The 17,272-nt window shown below is 61.1% G+C and carries 18 protein-coding genes; 8 read left to right on the plus strand and 10 right to left on the minus strand.

Translation table 11 applies throughout. The features are described from left to right. The first annotated feature begins 26 nt into the window (after positions 1 to 26). The 3 genes from trpS (at position 27) to DevBK_RS13985 (ending at position 2,312) form a co-directional block, all read left to right on the plus strand. Positions 27 to 1,058, plus strand: a complete 1,032-nt coding sequence (gene trpS, locus DevBK_RS13975; protein ID WP_061908542.1) for a tryptophan--tRNA ligase — start codon at positions 27 to 29, stop codon at positions 1,056 to 1,058. 12 nt (positions 1,059 to 1,070) lie between these two features. Then, a complete protein-coding gene (locus tag DevBK_RS13980; RefSeq protein WP_061908543.1) occupies positions 1,071 to 1,541 on the plus strand; it encodes a universal stress protein in 471 nt (156 codons plus the stop codon). Positions 1,542 to 1,745: 204 nt separating this feature from the next. Then, entirely contained in the window at positions 1,746 to 2,312 is a 567-nt protein-coding gene (locus DevBK_RS13985) for a NifU family protein (protein ID WP_062630505.1), read from the plus strand. 280 nt (positions 2,313 to 2,592) lie between these two features. Here the strand turns inward: DevBK_RS13985 and DevBK_RS13990 are convergent, their stop codons facing one another. The 4 genes from DevBK_RS13990 to DevBK_RS14005 form a co-directional block, all read right to left on the minus strand. Continuing rightward, positions 2,593 to 3,621, minus strand: coding sequence for a hemolysin family protein (locus tag DevBK_RS13990; protein ID WP_062630504.1), 1,029 nt, complete (start codon positions 3,619 to 3,621; stop codon positions 2,593 to 2,595). A 78-nt stretch (positions 3,622 to 3,699) separates the two neighbouring features. Continuing rightward, complete coding sequence (gene ybeY, locus DevBK_RS13995) at positions 3,700 to 4,176, minus strand: rRNA maturation RNase YbeY (RefSeq protein WP_317185895.1); 477 nt, start codon at positions 4,174 to 4,176, stop codon at positions 3,700 to 3,702. 35 nt (positions 4,177 to 4,211) lie between these two features. Next, the gene (locus DevBK_RS14000; protein WP_244484027.1) at positions 4,212 to 5,270 is read right to left on the minus strand and encodes a PhoH family protein; all 1,059 of its coding nucleotides are present in this window, start codon (positions 5,268 to 5,270) and stop codon (positions 4,212 to 4,214) included. A 140-nt stretch (positions 5,271 to 5,410) separates the two neighbouring features. Further along, on the minus strand, positions 5,411 to 6,148 hold the full coding sequence (locus DevBK_RS14005; protein WP_317185896.1) for an alpha/beta hydrolase: 738 nt from the start codon (positions 6,146 to 6,148) through the stop codon (positions 5,411 to 5,413). 193 nt (positions 6,149 to 6,341) lie between these two features. Here DevBK_RS14005 and infC point away from each other — a divergent pair, with 193 nt between their 5' ends. The 3 genes from infC (at position 6,342) to DevBK_RS14020 (ending at position 10,930) form a co-directional block, all read left to right on the plus strand. Next, on the plus strand, positions 6,342 to 6,878 hold the full coding sequence (infC, locus tag DevBK_RS14010) for a translation initiation factor IF-3 (RefSeq protein WP_200913643.1): 537 nt from the start codon (positions 6,342 to 6,344) through the stop codon (positions 6,876 to 6,878). Between the two features lie 127 nt (positions 6,879 to 7,005). Further along, positions 7,006 to 9,924: an FAD-binding and (Fe-S)-binding domain-containing protein gene (locus DevBK_RS14015; RefSeq protein WP_317185897.1), complete on the plus strand. Its 2,919-nt coding sequence runs from the start codon at positions 7,006 to 7,008 to the stop codon at positions 9,922 to 9,924. A 304-nt stretch (positions 9,925 to 10,228) separates the two neighbouring features. Beyond that, positions 10,229 to 10,930: a PadR family transcriptional regulator gene (locus DevBK_RS14020; RefSeq protein WP_317185898.1), complete on the plus strand. Its 702-nt coding sequence runs from the start codon at positions 10,229 to 10,231 to the stop codon at positions 10,928 to 10,930. A gap of 49 nt (positions 10,931 to 10,979) precedes the next feature. Here the strand turns inward: DevBK_RS14020 and DevBK_RS14025 are convergent, their stop codons facing one another. The 3 genes from DevBK_RS14025 to DevBK_RS14035 are packed head-to-tail and all read right to left on the minus strand — an operon-like array spanning position 10,980 to position 13,573. Further along, positions 10,980 to 12,551, minus strand: coding sequence for a copper resistance CopC/CopD family protein (locus DevBK_RS14025; protein WP_317185899.1), 1,572 nt, complete (start codon positions 12,549 to 12,551; stop codon positions 10,980 to 10,982). A gap of 47 nt (positions 12,552 to 12,598) precedes the next feature. After that, positions 12,599 to 13,123 carry a YcnI family protein gene (locus DevBK_RS14030; protein WP_062630499.1) on the minus strand — a complete coding sequence of 175 codons (525 nt, stop codon included), beginning with the start codon at positions 13,121 to 13,123 and terminating at the stop codon, positions 12,599 to 12,601. Positions 13,124 to 13,168: 45 nt separating this feature from the next. Then, positions 13,169 to 13,573, minus strand: coding sequence for a hypothetical protein (locus DevBK_RS14035; RefSeq protein WP_156352117.1), 405 nt, complete (start codon positions 13,571 to 13,573; stop codon positions 13,169 to 13,171). 110 nt (positions 13,574 to 13,683) lie between these two features. Here DevBK_RS14035 and pncB point away from each other — a divergent pair, with 110 nt between their 5' ends. Both pncB and DevBK_RS14045 read left to right on the plus strand, forming a co-directional pair. Next, positions 13,684 to 14,991 carry a nicotinate phosphoribosyltransferase gene (pncB, locus tag DevBK_RS14040; protein WP_062630497.1) on the plus strand — a complete coding sequence of 436 codons (1,308 nt, stop codon included), beginning with the start codon at positions 13,684 to 13,686 and terminating at the stop codon, positions 14,989 to 14,991. A gap of 172 nt (positions 14,992 to 15,163) precedes the next feature. Then, a complete protein-coding gene (locus tag DevBK_RS14045; protein WP_061908555.1) occupies positions 15,164 to 15,418 on the plus strand; it encodes a hypothetical protein in 255 nt (84 codons plus the stop codon). A gap of 160 nt (positions 15,419 to 15,578) precedes the next feature. On the opposite strand, the gene DevBK_RS14050 is transcribed toward DevBK_RS14045, so the two are convergent. The 3 genes from DevBK_RS14050 to DevBK_RS14060 all read right to left on the minus strand — a co-directional run bounded on the left by DevBK_RS14050 (position 15,579) and on the right by DevBK_RS14060 (position 17,272). Beyond that, positions 15,579 to 15,827 carry a hypothetical protein gene (locus tag DevBK_RS14050; protein ID WP_062630496.1) on the minus strand — a complete coding sequence of 83 codons (249 nt, stop codon included), beginning with the start codon at positions 15,825 to 15,827 and terminating at the stop codon, positions 15,579 to 15,581. Positions 15,828 to 16,000: 173 nt separating this feature from the next. Further along, entirely contained in the window at positions 16,001 to 16,807 is an 807-nt protein-coding gene (locus DevBK_RS14055) for a lysophospholipid acyltransferase family protein (RefSeq protein ID WP_317185900.1), read from the minus strand. A 12-nt stretch (positions 16,808 to 16,819) separates the two neighbouring features. After that, positions 16,820 to 17,272, minus strand: a complete 453-nt coding sequence (locus DevBK_RS14060) for a Fur family transcriptional regulator (RefSeq protein ID WP_317185901.1) — start codon at positions 17,270 to 17,272, stop codon at positions 16,820 to 16,822.

Consider the following 17,272-nt stretch of genomic DNA (forward strand, 5'->3'; position numbering starts at 1 on the left):
GGAATCCTCGTTACGGCGTTCTTCTCATGTCCTTCACTCCCCGCGTTTTCTCGGGCATCAAGCCATCCGGCGATCTGCACCTCGGCAACTATCTCGGCGCCATTCGCCGTTTTGTGCCGCTTCAGGATACGCATGAGACCATCTATTGCGTGGTCGATATGCACGCGATCACCGTCTGGCAGGACCCGGACGATCTCAAGCGCTGGACCTATGAGATTGCCGCCGCCTATATCGCCGCCGGGCTCGATCCGAAGAAGTCGATCATCTTCAATCAGTCCCAGGTCGTCGAACATGCCGAACTGAGCTGGATCTTTAATTGCGTCGCCCGCATGGGCTGGATGGCGCGCATGACCCAGTTCAAGGACAAGGCCGGCGAAAATTCCGAGAATGTTTCGCTTGGCCTCTTCGCCTATCCCTCGCTCATGGCGGCAGATATCCTGCTCTATAAGGCGACGGCCGTTCCGGTGGGCGAAGATCAGCGCCAGCACCTCGAGCTGACGCGCGATATCGCGAAAAAATTCAACCACGATTTCGCCAAGCAGATCGCGGCCGCAGGCTTTGAGGACGAGTTTTTCCCGATCACGGAAACCCTCGCCACCGGCCCCGCCATGCGCGTCAAATCGCTGAAGGATGGCGCCAAGAAAATGAGCAAGTCCGAGGCTTCGGACCTTGCGACGATCTATATGATGGACGATGCGGACCTGATCGCCAAAAAGATCAAGCGCGCCACTTCGGATGCCGAAGCCCTGCCGACAGAAGCCGCTGGTCTTGCCGGTCGCAACGAGGCCGAAAACCTCGTCGGCGTATATGCCGCGCTCGCCAATCAGTCGGTCGATCAGGTTCTGGCCGAATATGGTGGCAAGGGCTGGGGCGTGTTCAAGCCAGCGCTGGCCGATCTGGCGGTCTCGGTGCTCGCGCCGATCGCCGATGAAATGAAGCGGCTGGTGTCCGATCGCGGCGAAATGGATCGCATTCTCGGCGACGGCGCCGAACGCGCCCGCGCCATTGCCCAGCCGATCATGGCCGATGTTCGCAAACTCGTCGGTTTCGTCCGCTAAACGGAGGCGCCTTTGTACGATACTGAATACAAGCGCAAATTCCTCGTCGTCATCGACGAGACCGAAGAATGCGACCGCGCCCTGACCTTTGCCGCCTTCCGCACCAAGCGGACGGGCGGCACCGTGGTCCTTGTCACCATCGTGCCCAAGCCCGAATTCATCGGCATGGGTGTCGAAGAAGTCCTGCGCGCTGAAGCCGTCGAAGATGCAGAGCGCAATCTCGATATGCGCCTTGCCCGCATCAAGGAAATCGGCGACGTCCGGGCTGAAACGGTCATCCGCGAAGGCAATGGCCCCGAGCAGATCGAAGAGCTGATCGACCAGGATCACGGCATCGCCATTCTTGTGCTGGCGGCCTCAAAATCCCCCGACGGCCCGGGGCCTCTCGTCAATCACTTCGCCAATCGCGCCAATGCGCTGCCTATTCCGCTCACCATCGTCCCCGGCCGCATGAGCGACGAAGAAATCATCGCTATCTGCTAGAGTGCCGCAGGCAAAATCGCGCCAGTGGCGCGATTTTAGCGAAGCAGGCCATGAGAGCTGCGCTCGAATGGCGATGCGCCGCAGCTGAGGCAATCCAAAGCTGCAGCTGAACCGCGGCCAATCCAGCGCAGAATCTCCACCACCGCCCTTGCATCCTGACTGTAATTGTCTATTTTAGAAGTGTTCTAAGTCCAAGGCGATCCCATGTTCATCCAGACCGAAGCCACGCCCAATCCGGCAACGCTGAAATTCCTGCCCGGCCGCGACGTCCTCGTCGGCGAACCGCGCGATTTCCGCACGCCCGATGCCGCAGAAGCCTCGCCGCTGGCCGCAAGCCTCTTTGGCATTTCCGGCGTGACCGGCGTCTTTTTGGGCTCCGATTTCATCTCGGTCACCAAGGACGACACCAATTGGGCCCATATCAAGCCGGCTATTCTGGGCGTGATCATGGACCACTTCCTCGCTGGCAAGCCGGTTCTCCTCGATGAGAACGCCGTCCATGTCGATGAATTCGCCGGCGAAGAATTCTACGAAGAAGAAGACAAGGAAATGGTCGAAGTCATCAAGGAACTGCTGGCGACGCGCGTGCGCCCCGCTGTGGCCATGGATGGCGGCGACATCATTTTCCGCGGCTTCAAGGAAGGCACTGTCTTCCTTCACATGCAGGGCGCCTGCTCTGGCTGCCCCTCCTCGACCGCCACTCTAAAGAGCGGCATCGAAAACCTCCTCCGCCACTTTGTCCCAGGCGTCGAGTCGGTCCAGCAGGTTTGACCGCGGCCTGAGGCAAAATCGCTCCTGTGGAGCGATTTTAGCGGGCAAAGCCATGAGAGCTATGCTCGAATGGCCGGACACAAAAGTTAAGCAGCAAGCCAAAGGCCCTGATGATCGCTCATCGGGGCCTTTGTCTATTTTCTTTAAGAGGGCTTCACTGGACTGTCACCCCGGCCTTGAGCCGGGGCCCATCTTGAGATCTCTGCATGGTTCCCGGATCTTCATCCGGGATGACGCTCTGTGTCTGACCAGCCACGGAACAATCACCGTGCGAAAAACCCTACTCCGCGGCTTCCTTCTGCTCTTCCGGCCGCTGGTCGGTAATCGCCAGCACCTCGGGCGCCTCGCGCTTGCGGCGAATACGCAGCCGTTTGATCTTGCGGCCGTCGGCGGCGAGGATTTCGAACTCGAAACCATCGAGCCCCGTCACCTTCTCGCCCCGGCGCGGCACGTGGCCGGCAAGGTCGAACACTAGCCCACCAATGGTCTCGACGTCATCGGCATGATCACCCGGGTCGAAATCATCGCCGACGACAGCGCGAACCTCGTCGAGTTCGGCGCGGGCATTGGCGATATAGGTGTCTTCGCCCACCTTGCGCACCATGGCGCTGACGGCTTCGTCGTGCTCGTCCTCGATCTTGCCGACAATGGCTTCTAGCAAGTCTTCGATGGTCACGAGTCCATCGGTGCCGCCATATTCGTCGACGACGATGGCCATGTGGACGCGGCTTGCGCGCATGGATTGGAGGAGATCGCCGGCCGGCATGAAGGTTGGTACGAACATAGCCGTGCGGGTAATGCCGAGCCTGTTGATCTTCTGCTTCAGCGTCGACGACAGAAGCCGCACCGGCACATCCTTTTCAGGATCGGTCACCGGCTCGGTAATCTTGGCCATGGCATCCTTGATGTGGATGAAGCCGATGATCTTGTCGAGCTCGTCCTCATAGACCGGCAGCCGTGAATGGCCCACCTGGCGGAACTTTGCGAGCAATGTGCCGAGATTGATATCGGCCTCGACGGCCTGAATATCGGAGCGCTCGACCATGATGTCATCGATCGAGACGGCAGAGAGTTTCAGCACGTTTTGCAAAATCGTGCGTTCGCTCTCGGTGAAATTGGCAGTTTCCGCACTGCCCCGTTCCTCGAGCGCGACCTGCAAGTCGTCGCGAAGCGAGACCGTGCGCAGCGCCAGAATGGATTTGAGCCGATTGAACAGGCTCGGCCCCCGGCTCGCCTGAGCGGGGGCGGGACTAGAGGACGGCTCGGGATTATCGGGCACCCGCTGACCCTTGCGTTCGCTATCGTTCATTGTGTCGGACCGCTCGAGGGCGGCGCAATATCCTCATCTTGGACAATAATGCAGCCGGTAAACCAGGTGTTCACAGGCTTAATCGGCGTAAGGATCGGCAATGCCAAGTCCTGCCAATATCTGGGTTTCGAGCCCCTCCATTTTCAGGGCTTCGTCCTCTTCGAGGTGATCATAGCCTAAAATGTGCAAAAAGCCATGCACAACGAGATGGGTGAAATGATCCTCGAGCGAGGTCCCCTGTTCTTCGGCCTCGCGGATCAGGGTTTCCCGCGCCAGCGTAATGTCACCAAGGATACCGAAAACCGGCCCGAAGGGCTCAATCTGCGGGAAACTGAGGACATTGGTCGAGGAGTCTTTGCCCCGATATTGCGCGTTGAGGTCGCGTTGTTCCTCATCATCGGTCAGCAGCACCGAAATCTCGGCCGCCCCCTTGATCTTGGGCTTGGCCCCGTCGAGCGCAGCGAGAATGGCGCGCTCGGCAAGGGCATCGAAGTGCTCTGGCCAGTCATCCACATTGCGGATGACGGCAATTTCTAGCGGAGGAACAGGCGGCAATTGGGCTCAATCATCGTTGGAAAAGGCACCCTCGCTTAGCGCGAGAGGGTGCCCAGGGTCCGCGCAAGTCCGGTCGTGTCGCCGTCTTTTTCGGCCAACCGCCGCGCAGTATCGGCTTCATAGGCCCGCACGATGCGGCCCACAAGCGCGTGGCGCACCACGTCCTTGTCGTTGAAGCGGCTGATATGAACGCTCTCGACGCCATCGAGCAGATTGACCGCCTCGACCAGCCCTGATTTTTCACCACGCGGCAGATCGACCTGGGTCGGATCGCCGGTGACGATCATCTTGGAATTCTCGCCAAGACGAGTGAGGAACATTTTCATCTGCATCGATGTGGTGTTCTGGGCTTCGTCGAGAATGACGACGGCATTGGCGAGCGTGCGGCCGCGCATGAAGGCGAGCGGCGCGACCTCGATAATCCCCGACGTGATGCAGCGCTCGACATTTTCGGGCTTCATCATGTCGTAAAGCGCGTCGTAGAGCGGCCGCAGATAGGGATCGACCTTTTCCTTCATGTCGCCCGGCAAAAAGCCGAGACGTTCACCCGCTTCGACGGCCGGGCGTGAAAGAATGATGCGATTGATATCGCCGCGTTCGAGAAGCGAAGCGGCGTGGGCGACCGCCAGGTAGGTCTTGCCGGTACCAGCCGGACCGACACCGAACACGAGTTCGGAGCGTTCCATGGCCCGCATATAGGCGTCCTGCGCCGGGGTGCGGGCCGCGATCGTCGCCTTGCGCGTGGCGATCTGGGCCATACGGACTTTGCCCTTGCGCTCGAGCGTCGGCAGGGTCAGTTGGCTATCCTCGGTCTCGACCATGCGGATCACCGCATCGACATCGCCGATATCGGCGGTGCGGCCTTCCTCGAGGCTGGCATAAAGCGATTCAAGCACCCGGCGCGCCTGATCGACCTTGGACGCCGCGCCTTTCAACAACACATGGTTGCCGCGTGGCGTAGCCGACACGGCAAGGCGCTGTTCGATAAGGGCGAGGTTCTGGTCGAAATCGCCATAGAGCTGAGCTGCAAGGCGATTGTCTTCAAAGGCGAGTTCGAGTTGCGATGCGAGGGCGTTATCTGCTGAAGGTGGCAAGTGCCTGCTCAAACTTTCTCGGCTCCCGAAGGGAGGCGCAATATGCGCGCTCCAACACAAAACGAGGCTAGGACGATTTGGGTCCCTTGTCTCTCGATATTTTGTGACGATTTGACCAAGGTTCAAGCGGCCCTATGGCGTCATAACATCCCGACTACGGCGGCCCTGAGCCGCGCCAGATCCTCAGGCCGGCTCAATCGGTGATCGCCATCCGGAATCATCGTCAGTGTCACCGGATCATGAAGGATATGGGTAAGGAGGCGCTGCGCATGCGCCGGCGGCACATCCCGATCCTGCCCGCCTTGTAGAATATGCACCGGACATCCCGTCTCGATCACCTTGCCAAAGAGCAGATGCTGGTCGCCATCCGCGATCAGTTTTTTGGTGTAGCGATAGGGACCATCGCCATAAGCGCTTTCCCGCTCGACGAAGCCGTCCCGGTCGAGCCGTGAAAAATCCTCGGCCGAAAAGCGTTTCGGGATCAGTTCGCGCGTCGCGTCCACCGCCGGGGCAATCAGCACCATGCCCTTGATCCGGTTCTCGCCGCGCGCTTGCAGCGCTCGCGCCAAGAGTAGGGCCAGCCACCCGCCCATGGACGAGCCGAGCACCACCTGCGGCCCCTCGGTCAGCGCAAAGACGGCCAGCGTCTCTTCGAGCCAGTCCCCGATCGTTGCCGCATGGAAGTCGCCACCCGACTCGCCGTGGCCCGAATAATCGAATCGCGTCACGCCAAGGCCATGTTCTTGGCCTAAAGCATCGATCGCGCTGGCTTTTAGTCCCGTCATCACCGAGCGGAAACCATTGAGCCAGAAAAGTCCGGGCGCCTTTCCCGGCCGTTGGAGATAGGCGATTTTCCGCAGATTATCGCCTTCACCCACGCTAAGGCACTGTGTTTGTAGGGAAGTCACACGAAACTCTTCGGGCTTTTGCTGGATTTGATGGCAAACATCTGGCGTTTTCTCGGCGCAACAGCCGGAAATCAGTACATCCAGCAGTTGACTTCTCACCCCGCTAACACGATTTTATGGCCGAATTCACCCCCCGGCAGAAACAGAACAAGGAACGCTTGCCATTCGTCGTCCAATGAGACCCACGGCGCCCCAGAAAGATGGGCCGCTTGCCAATGAGGACATCACCAGCCCCGACATCCAGCTTATCGATGCCGAAGGCGAAAACCGCGGCGTAGTTCGAACGCGCGACGCGCTCACCGAAGCGCAGGAGGCTGGGCTCGACCTGGTCATCATCGCAGCGAACTCCAATCCGCCGGTTGCCAAGATGCTCGATCTCGGCCGCTTCAAATATGCCGCTCAGAAAAAGGCGGCCGAAGCGCGCAAGAAGCAGAAGGTTATTGAAGTCAAGGAAGTTCAGCTCCGGCCGAACATCGATACCCATGACTACGAGACCAAGATGAAGGCTGTGCAACGGTTCCTCGGCGAAGGCGATCGGGTCAAGGTCACGATGCGTTTCCGCGGCCGCGAAATGGCTCACCAGGATATCGGCATGCAGCTTCTGCTCAAGGTTCGCGAGCAGATGGAGACGCTGGCCAAGGTCGAAAGCCAGCCGCGCTCCGAAGGCCGCCAGATGGTCATGGTCCTGGCGCCCAAGTAAGGCGCCAAAATATCGATTTGACGAAGGCGGGCCAGGTGCCCGCCTTTTTCGTTGCGCCGCGCAATCGTGAAACGGACGCTCATCATCCCGCTCGCCCGGCGCAAACTGACATGTTAGCGTCACGCTCATGCAGCAAGCCGCCCTCTATTCCACCCAGCCCAAGGCCCAGACCCCCGATCGCCTGGACGCTGGTCTCCGCGTCGCCGCCCGCCTCAAGGGCGTGGTCAAAGGCGCCATCCATACCGATCCCTTGATGACCTATGCCTGGAGCGGCGATGCCAGCTCCTATCGGCTGATCCCGGCCGTGGTGGTCTTCGTCAATTCCGAAGACGATGTACGCGCCGTCTTCCAGGCCGCGCGCGCCGAGGGTCTACCCGTCACCTTCCGCGCCGCCGGCACCTCGCTCTCGGGCCAGGCCGTCACCGATGGCGTGCTCGCGGTTCTCGGCGATGGCTGGCGCAAGCTCGACATTCATCCCGGCGCCGAAAAGATCACCCTCGGCCCCGCGATCATCGTCGCCGAAGCCAATAAGGCGCTAAAGCCTTACGACAAGAAGATCGGCCCCGATCCGGCCTCGCAGGCCACCTGCAAAATCGGCGGCGTCGTCAACAACAACTCGTCAGGCATGTGTTGCGGTGTTGCGCAAAACACCTACCACACCATGGCCCGCCTCCGGATCGTCCTCACCGACGGCACCATGCTCGATTCTGGCGATGCTGCCAGCCGCGACGCGTTTCGAGTGTCGCATGCCGGCATGCTGCGCGCGCTCCGTGATCTTCACCACGAGATCATGGCCGATAATGAGCTCGTCGCCCTGATCCGCCACAAATACCAGATCAAGAACACCGTCGGCTATTCGCTCAACGCCTTGGTCGATTATCACGACCCGCTCGATATTCTCATCCACCTCATGGTCGGGTCCGAAGGCACACTCGGATTCGTCGCGGAGGTCACCTACAACACCGTCCCCGAGCATCCCTTCAAGGCCACCGGCCTCGTCCCGTTCCCCGATCCGCAGTCGGCCGGCCGCGCCATCATCGAAATGGCCAATGGCGGCGTTCAGGTCACGACCGGCGTTACCGCCGCCGAATATATCGAGCGCCGCGCCCTGACGACGGTCGAGCACCTGCCCCCCATGCAGCCGCTCCTGCCCTGGCTGAAATCCGATTCCCCCGCCGTCCTCATCGACGTCACCGCCCCCGATGCCGCAACGCTCGCCATCGAGGTTGCAAAGACGCAAGAGCTGCTGGCCCGTCACGGCGCCACCCATATCGATCTCTCGACCGACGAACATCGCAGCCACGCCCTCTGGGATATTCGAAAGGGCTTTTTCACCTCGGCCGGTGCCGCCCGCCCCAAGGGCTCGATCATGCTCACCGAGGACGTCGCCGCGCCCATCGAGCGCCTCGCCGAATTCGTCGTCGATCTGCGCACCATGCTCGATGATCACGGCTATACCGACGCCGTCATTTTTGGCCACGCGCTCGCAGGCAATCTCCACTTCCAGATGGGCGACGATTTTTCCAAGCCCGGCGCCGCCGAAAAGTTCGACCTGTTCAATCAGGCCCTCAGCACCCTCGTCTCCGGCCGCTATGGCGGCTCGCTGAAGGCCGAGCACGGCACCGGCCGCGCCATCGCGCCCTTCGTCGAAGCCGAGTGGGGCCCCAAGGCCTACGCGATCATGCATCGCATCAAGGCCCTGTTCGATCCCGAGCGCCTCCTCAATCCCGGCGTGCTTCTCAACGACGACCCAAAGATCCACGTCAAAAACCTCAAACTCATGCCGCTCGCGGATGAGGTCGTCGATCTCTGCATCGAATGCGGCTTTTGCGAACCCGCCTGCCCTAGCCACCATATGACGCTGACCCCGCGCCAGCGCATCGCCGTCACCCGTGAACGCGCCCGCCTTCGCGCCTCTGGCGAAGACCCGGCGCGCCTTCAAAAACTCGATGCCGATTTCCAATATGCCGGCATGGACACCTGCGCCGCGTGCAATCTGTGTTCCCTCCGCTGCCCCGTCGGCATCGAAACCGGCACCATGATTCTCGGCGAACGCGCGCGCCGACGTAGCGCCACGGCCCATTCCGTCGCCCGCTTTGCTGCCGATCATCGCGGCTCGGTTGAACGGTTTATGCGCGGTGGCGTCGCAATCGCCGATGCCGCCCGCACCATCATTCCGGCGCCTGCAATCGAAGCGGTCACCGAAACCGCCCGCCGCGCGACCAATAAGCGGGTCCCCCGCGTCTCCCGCGCCCTCCACCACGGCCCCGGCGCGCCAAAACCGACGGAAACCCGCCAGAATCCAAAGAAGACCGGCTTTCCCGTTCCGATCACCCAGACCGGCCGACCTTCGGTCGTCTATTTCCCAGCCTGCCCCAGCCGCATGTTCGGCGCCCCCAAAACCGAACACGGCCTCCTCGACACGCCTGCTGCCATGGTCGCCCTCCTCGAGCGCGCCGGCTTCGACGTCATCGTGCCCGAGCACCTGACTGGCCAATGCTGCGGCCAACCCTTTCAATCCAAGGGTTTTCCTGAGCAAGCCGCCGAAGTCGGCAAGGCCCTCAAATCCGAACTGTCGTCGCTTTCAGACGCGGGCCGCCTCAAGATCGTGACCGACGCCTCGACCTGCGCGAAACATCTGCGCGAGTTTCCAGGCGACGCGGCCGTTTCAGATTCCCCGCAATTCCTCCTCGCCGAAATTCTGCCGCACCTGACGATCACGCAAAAACTCGACAGCGTTGCCGTCCACCACAACTGTTCCGCCCAGCGCCTCGCCGAGCAACCCGCCACCGAAGCCCTCGCCCGCGCCTGTGCCAACGAGATCGCCGTCCTCTCCTCGATCAATTGCTGCGGCTATGCCGGCGACAAGGGCCTTTTCCTCCCCGAACTCAACGCCCACGCCACCCGCCGCGTCCACAATGACATCCCGGCCAATTGCAGCCTCGGCATCTCTACCGTCTCCACCTGCGCCTCCGGCCTCACCGAACACGCCGGCGTGCCCTTCGTGAGCCTCGCTAGCCTTCTGGAATGGGCCAGCCGGCCCTAGCAGCGCGTTCGCTAATCACCCCCTCCCAACCTCACCCATCAAGGGGGAGGTGCGGCCCTGCGTTTGTGGCAAAATCTCCAAGCACCCACCGGCAGATAACTCCCCCTTGATGGGCTCCGACCCGTCCCGCAGGGAAATTCGCTCTAGTGGAGCGAATTTAGGAGAGGAGGCCGGGAGGGGGTGACTTTGGCAATCATCGCTAGCGACGCCACCTTACAAAACTTTCACAAGATATATCTTGAAAGCCCCCGCCCCTGCCCCAATCTCCTCCTCACGGGCTTTGAAAACATATCGGAGACACATCATGTCGAATTGGCGTAATGGAGAACCCAACTGGCGGCGTTTTGAGCAGATGGCGCGTCGCGGCTGGGGCAAGGTGCAACAGAATCTCGGCGACGAAGATCTCGGCCAGTGGGGCGGCAATATCCGCGTCGGCCGTATGCTCGCCTCGGGCGATGTCCGCCTCGTCGCCCTCTATCTCATCGAGCAGCAGCCGCGTCATGGCTATGACCTGATCAAGGCCATCGAAGAGCGCTCAAACGGCGTCTATTCGCCGAGCCCCGGCATCGTCTATCCGGCCCTGACCTATCTCGAAGAAGCCGGCTATGTCACCTCGTCCGCCGAGGGCAACAAGAAGCTCTATACGATCACCGACGAAGGCCGCACCCATCTCGGGGAAAACCGCGATGCTGTCGCCTCGACGCTCGATTTCCTCGCGCGCACCGGCGAACAGTTCAACCGGTTCCGCGAGTTCGTTCGCGCCGATTGGCCCTTTGGTGGGCGCCCGGGTGAAGGCCATGAGCCACCGCATCCGCGCCATCATCACCACGAGGATCGGCCTCTCCATGATGCCGTGCCCGAACTCGACGAGGGCCGTAAAGCCTTGAAGGGCGCCATCAAGAAAGCCCGCCAAGCCTCCGAAGACCACCAGCGCCGCGCCGCCGAAATTTTGCGTCGCGCCGCTGCCGAAGTTGAAGGCCTGAGTGAAGACGACGTGGATCTCTGATCGCGACTAAAACGGCCACTCCCAGCGCAAAAGCGGGAGTGGACACTCTCTATTCTACGTCGAAATCCGCGGCGATCTTCGCCAGCGCAAAGCGGCTCAGGCGAATTTCAAGCGTAAGCGTCCACGTGCCTGGGATGGGAATGGCGATATCCCTTACCACCCACCCCTCGGGCGTCAGCTCCGCCTCGGCGCGGATCGGCGCGATTCCGAGCGTCTCGGACGATAAAATAGCCACGACGGACTGGGCTTCTATGGCGCCATAGTTTGCGTCTGTCAGTGCGATATCGAGCCTCGCCGTCCCCGGCGCATCCGAAATCGTGACATTGGCCATGACCTCGGCATTCATGGCATGGACGAAACCAGGCTCGGACTCTTGCACCTCGGCTAGCGCGCGCGGCGGCGGCGTAAACCGCCACCCGGCCGCGAGTCCCAGGATCAGCACCACCAGTAGCGTTTCAACGATAATCGACCGGCGCAGATGCTTTCGGGCACCGCTCATGCCCGCCAGTGCGGGGCGCGTCAGCCGGAACCGGTTCCAAAGCGCCAGTGCAAACAGAACCACCAAAAGCCCAACCTTGGCCGCTAATATGGCGGCATAGGATGAGAACCAGGCCGGACTTGGCGGCCCCATCTGGATCATGGCAAGCGTCACGCCGGACACCAGCAATGCCCCGACAGCAAACGGGATGACGCGCGAGAAGCGCGCAAGAGCGCGATCGTCCTTGGCCGTCAGCAACACCGCGAGCGGCAGAAGCGCACCAACCCAAAAGAGAATGCCGCCGACGTGAAAAAACACAGCCGGCCGCGTCAACCACTGCGGCTCTGCGGCACCAGCATGTCCACTCAGACTAAGCGACAAAGCGCCGAGTAGAGCGGCCAGAACGCCGAGCCCCGATGTAACGGGGCTTCGCGGAAACCCCACCGCGATCGAACCCAAGACAAATGCCCCGATAAGGACAAGCGCAGTCGCGCCATAACTCGTCGCCAGCGCGGCACGCCATGCCGCCGGCTTGAAGAAATCGGCAACCGGCAAAGCCAGCGCGTCGAGCCCGTGCAGCCCCAGCGACAGCGGCGCCAGCAAAAGCCCAGCGAGTGTGACGCCTAAAAGGACCCGTTCAAGTCTCCGCGGCACCTCGGCAATCGCGCGAAACAGCGCCCCGCCAAGGCCGATGAACAGCGCGACGAACAGCCCGGTCTTGCTTGCCCAAAGCGCAAAGGCCGACACCGGATCGCCCTGAGATACCGATGCCGCTTCGGTCACCGCACCAACCGAAAAAACCAGCGCGCCACCAATCGGATGCCCATCGATCGAGGTGACGCGCCAAGACAGCACATGCGTGCCCTCCCCCAGCGGATCGGCAAGCGGAACCTCAACCCGTTCCCCGCCCCTCGTGACCGCGGTCAGATCCGTCTTGCCCCCCTGCGGATCGATCAGCGTGATCGCGAGCGGGGTGACCGGCTCATTGAACCGCAGCGTCAGTGCCTCCGGCGCCGCGTTCAAAACCGCCTTGTCCGATGGATCACTGCCGATAAGCTGCGCATGGGCAAAGGCCGGCGCAGCAAGCGCGAACACCAGTGCCAGGCCCAGAACGAGCCGCGCGAAAAACTTCATAACTATCATTGCCGGGCTCCCGCCGGGGTGGAGGCGCCGAAGCGCCTCCTTGGGGCTTAGTGACCGGTCGCAGCGTCTGCCGGCAGGAGTTCAAGGCTCGGCGCCGGCATTTCGGCGTTCTCGTCGCCCGAAACATCGATCCAGGCCTCTTCGCCCGTCGCGCATTCCTGGATCGCCGGGAAATAGAACCGGCCCGGCTCCAGCGTATCGGCAAATGTGCCGCGGAAGACGAACTCGTCATACCATTCGTTCGGCAGATTGCCGTTCGACCAGACGATTTCCTTGACGCCGTCATTCACAGCCGTGCCGTGATTATCATAGCTCCCCTCATAGGGGCCCGTTACGGTTTCGAGATCCCAGCCGGCCTTAGGCATGGGTTTGACGTTATAAAACCCTTCCGGAATCTGGATGCGAACGGTGGTCGTGGCCTCGGTGCCGCAGCCATGGGGCACGCGGAGCACCGCCTTATAGGTCGAGCCGATCTTGGCTTCCTGAACTTCGAGGGTCGAATGGGCAAAAGCCGGCGTTGCGGAAAGGAGAAGGCTGGCGGCACAGAGCGCGCGCGAGAAAAAACGGATCACTTGGGATCTCCGAAAAAGTCTGGTGAGAAATCACGTTCAAAACGATCAGACCTGATGCGGCGGGGCTCTGGCTTGCGCCGTCGCGCGCTCGACGCGCTGCTCGAACAGCTCTTCGAAATCGCGATAGACCACCGCGCCGGCTAGGCGCTCGGTCCCAAGGGAAATGGCGGGTGAAGCAGGCGGCGGCAGCGTGTTCTGCCCAATGCCCGCCGCGGCGCATTTGACCGGCGCCGGACGTTCCCCCGGATCGGCGCGGGAAAGACTGGTGCAAACCGAGAACTGATCCCAGGCCGGATGGCCGAGAGCAGCCAGATCGCGCTGCAGGCCCGCGGCCTGATGGAGCGGGGCGAGGAGAACGAGCATATAGAGCGCCAGCACCGCAAAGGCGGCGCCCAATTCTCTCGTCATGTTCCGCCCGCGGAACGGCATGGCGTCTCCCCTTTGCGTCATCGGCTTAGCCTAACAGCCACCCACCAGCAAGCGAAGGACTGTCGCAGTGGGGAAAGCCGTTTCCATCCGCATAAGGGCACGATAGAAGACGTGCGCTGATTGGGGACGAGATGGCCACTTACACCGATATTGCCCGCCGGGTTTACAACCACACCTGGAAGCTCGACCCCATCGTGCGCAGTCTGCTCGATACCGACTTCTACAAGCTTTTAATGCTGCAAATGATCTGGGGGCTCTATCCCAAGGTCGAGGCGACGTTCTCGCTGATCAACCGCACGAAATCGGTCAAACTCTCCGAAGAGATCGATATCGATGAGTTGCGCGCCCAACTCGATCATTGCCGCACGCTGCGCGTGACCAAGAAGGAAATGATCTGGCTCGCCGGTAATACCTTTTATGGCTCTAAGCAGATTTTTCAGCCCGGCTTCCTGCGCTGGCTCGAAAATTTCCAGCTGCCCGATTATCGCCTGGAAAAGCGCGACGGGCAGTTCGTGCTCGAATTTCCCGGGCTCTGGCTCGAAACCTCGATGTGGGAAATCCCCGCCCTTGCGATCATCAACGAATTGCGCAGCCGCGCAGCGCTGAAGAGCTACGGCCCCTTCGCGCTCGACGTGCTCTATGCACGCGCCAAGGCCAAGATGTGGGAAAAGGTCGAGCGGCTGCAAAAGCTGCCGGACCTCAAAATCTCCGATTTCGGCACACGGCGGCGCCATTCCTTCCTCTGGCAGCGCTGGTGCGTCGAAGCGCTCAAGGAAGGCATCGGCGATAATTTCACCGGCACGTCCAATGTCAAACTCGCCATGGACACCGATCTCGAAGCCTTGGGCACCAATGCTCATGAGCTGCCCATGGTGCTGGCGGCCTTGGCGCGCTCGGACGACGAACTGCGCGAGGCGCCCTATCGGGTGCTGCAGGATTGGAAGAGCTATTATGGCGGCAATCTTCTCATCGTCCTCCCCGATGCCTTCGGCACCGACGCATTCCTCCGCGATGCGCCCGATTGGGTCGCGGACTGGACCGGGTTCCGTCCCGATTCGGCGCCAGCCATCGAGGGCGGCGAGCGCATCATCAAATTCTGGGAAAGCCGTGGCCGCGATCCCAAGGAGAAGCTGCTGATTTTCTCCGATGGGCTCGATGTCGACATGATCGAAGAGGCTTATCTCCATTTCGATGGCCGCGTGCGCATGAGCTTTGGCTGGGGCACCAATCTCACCAATGATTTCGAGGGCTGCGCCCCCGTTCATAACCCTCAGCTCGACCCGATTTCGATCGTTGCGAAAGTCTCGACGGCCAATGGTCGCCCCGCAGTGAAACTCTCGGACAATCCGGCCAAGGCGACCGGCGAGAAGACCGAAATCGAACGCTATATTCGCGTCTTCGGCGATGCCGGGCGCGTCGAGCATGCCGTCCGGGTCTAACCCGCCGGTTCCACCACGTCATTCCCGCGAAAGCGGGAAGCTCTTCGCGTATCAGCCCTAACTCAAGTTATCAGCGGCCCTGTGGACAACAGGTGGGCCGTTGGACGCATTAACGCCGCATGAACCATCTAGGGCCAATTTCGGTGGCGGGGGCTCTCCCGCGGAGCCGAATATGAGTCTTGAATTAATCGACATTGCTTTGGCCGAACGCCAAGACCATCCGCGGCTCGAAAACCGCGTGACGGGCAAGGTGCGCGCCGTCTTGACCGAGATGATCGACGGCCGAGAGCAGCGTCACGAATTGCTGATTCCCGCCTGGGTGCAGCGCGAAGACGGCATGGATGATGGCGACGTCGATCTGGCACTGATGCTCAAAGCCGCCAAGATCGTCGCGCGTCTCAAAGCGCGCCTGGGCGACGCGGCCTAGGTCTTAACCGGCGCCAAGGGCATAGCCCTGAGCCTCGCCCACCGAATGTCATCCCCGCGCAGGCGGGGATCCATCCTGAAATCTCAGAAAATACGAGGCTCGGCGGTTTTGACCACGGTCACCCGCACCCGCCAATCCAACCAGCCCAAAAAACCAAAAATCAGTCTTTGGTGTTGGCGTTTTTCGCGATGGCTTCGAGAAACATGCGGTCGGAGGCCGAAAGGCCTGTGGGCGTGTAGCTCGGCTGCGCGGCGGCAGGGCCCGTGCTGCGGTGGCGAAAGGCGGGTGCGGTCGCAAAGTGGCGTGCGCGGTCGGCCATGAAGATCGAGCGGCGGCGATGTTCGTTGAGGAAGAACAGGATCAGCGCGAAACCGGCGACAACCCAAATCGCATAAAATTCCCAAGTCATGGCAGCCTCCTGCTAAAGCGGCTGCGATCTTGGGGATCAGCTCTCGCCCTAGTTGTGTTCGCGCATGTCTCTGGTCCGAGCCCCAGACCAATGGCCGGAAGAGATGCTGTCGAGCAGCAAGATAGCTAATGAAATCTTAAGGCAGAAGCTGAAGTGAACGTTAGGCTTAATAGTTAAACTTGCGTTGATTTGAGTTGAGCGGTGCTGCGGTTGAGCGAAACCAGCGTGGCGCGCACTTCGTTTTCGGCGGCGCGGGTGATGGTCTTGCGATTGCCGCCGGCGCTGAGGATTTGCGGCGCGCCAAAGGCCACGGTGACGTCCTTGACCGGGCCGGAGAGAATTTCGCGGATGTTCTGCTTGACCGATTTGGATTTGATCCAGGCGATCAGCGATCGCTCGTTGCGGCTGACGGGCAGACCTTGGAGCTTGGTATAGGCAACGGTCAGCGGCTGAATGTTCACGTCCGTGGCGCCCGCTGCTTCCATGGCGTGCTGCGCCGCCCCGACAAGCGCCGAGCGGAAGGGCAAGACATGGGTGCCGATATCGGATTGGCCCTCGGCAAAGAGTACGACGGCATTGCCGCCCGCCATATGCTGGCCCATGGCTTCGGCCGTGCGGCCCGTTCCGGCCCGGCGGGTCCGATCGACGTAAATGGTCTTTTGGAGATCAGCGAGGAGGCCGACCAGGGGCCATTTGCCGACCTCCTGCTTGGCGACAAAGGTCACTTCCGCAACCGAGCCAATCGCCACGATATCGGTCCAGGAAATATGATTGGAGAGCAGAAGCGTCGGGCGGCCGGTGGCGGGCTCGCCGATGGTCGTCACTCGAAGGCCGAGGAAGATGCAGCCCATTCTGTGAAAAAGCCGCGGGATTACGGTCCAGAAGGGCAGGCGCAGCGTGACGATGATCCATTGCAGCGCAATGGCGAGAATCATGAACGGTACGAAGATGAAGATGAAAAACAGGCTGCGCAGGATCATGAAACCCGGCCCTCAATCCGGCTTGGTTTTGCCATCTGCCTTGTCCGAGAGCGGGACGGCGTAAAGTTCGAGGCGATGGTCGATGAGCTTATAGCCAAGACGCTTGGCGATGACCTTTTGAATAGCCTCGATTTCCTCGTTGCGGAACTCGATGACGAGGCCAGAGCGAATATCGATCAGATGATCATGATGTTCATCGGGGATCAGTTCGAACCGGGCGCGGCCATCCTTGAAGTCATGCTTGGTAACGAGGCCGGCTTCTTCGAAGAGATTGACGGTGCGATAGACGGTCGAGAGCGAAATGCGCGGATCGATGCTCGAGGCGCGGCGGTAGAGCTCTTCGACATCGGGATGATCCGAACTTTCCTCGATCACTCGCGCGATGACCCGGCGCTGATCGGTCATGCGCATGCCGCGCGATACGCAGGCTTCTTCCAGGGTTGGTTCGCTTGGCGTTTTCGTCAT

Origin of the sequence: Devosia sp. BK (assembly GCF_032907385.1) — a bacterium.
GTDB lineage: Bacteria > Pseudomonadota > Alphaproteobacteria > Rhizobiales > Devosiaceae > Devosia.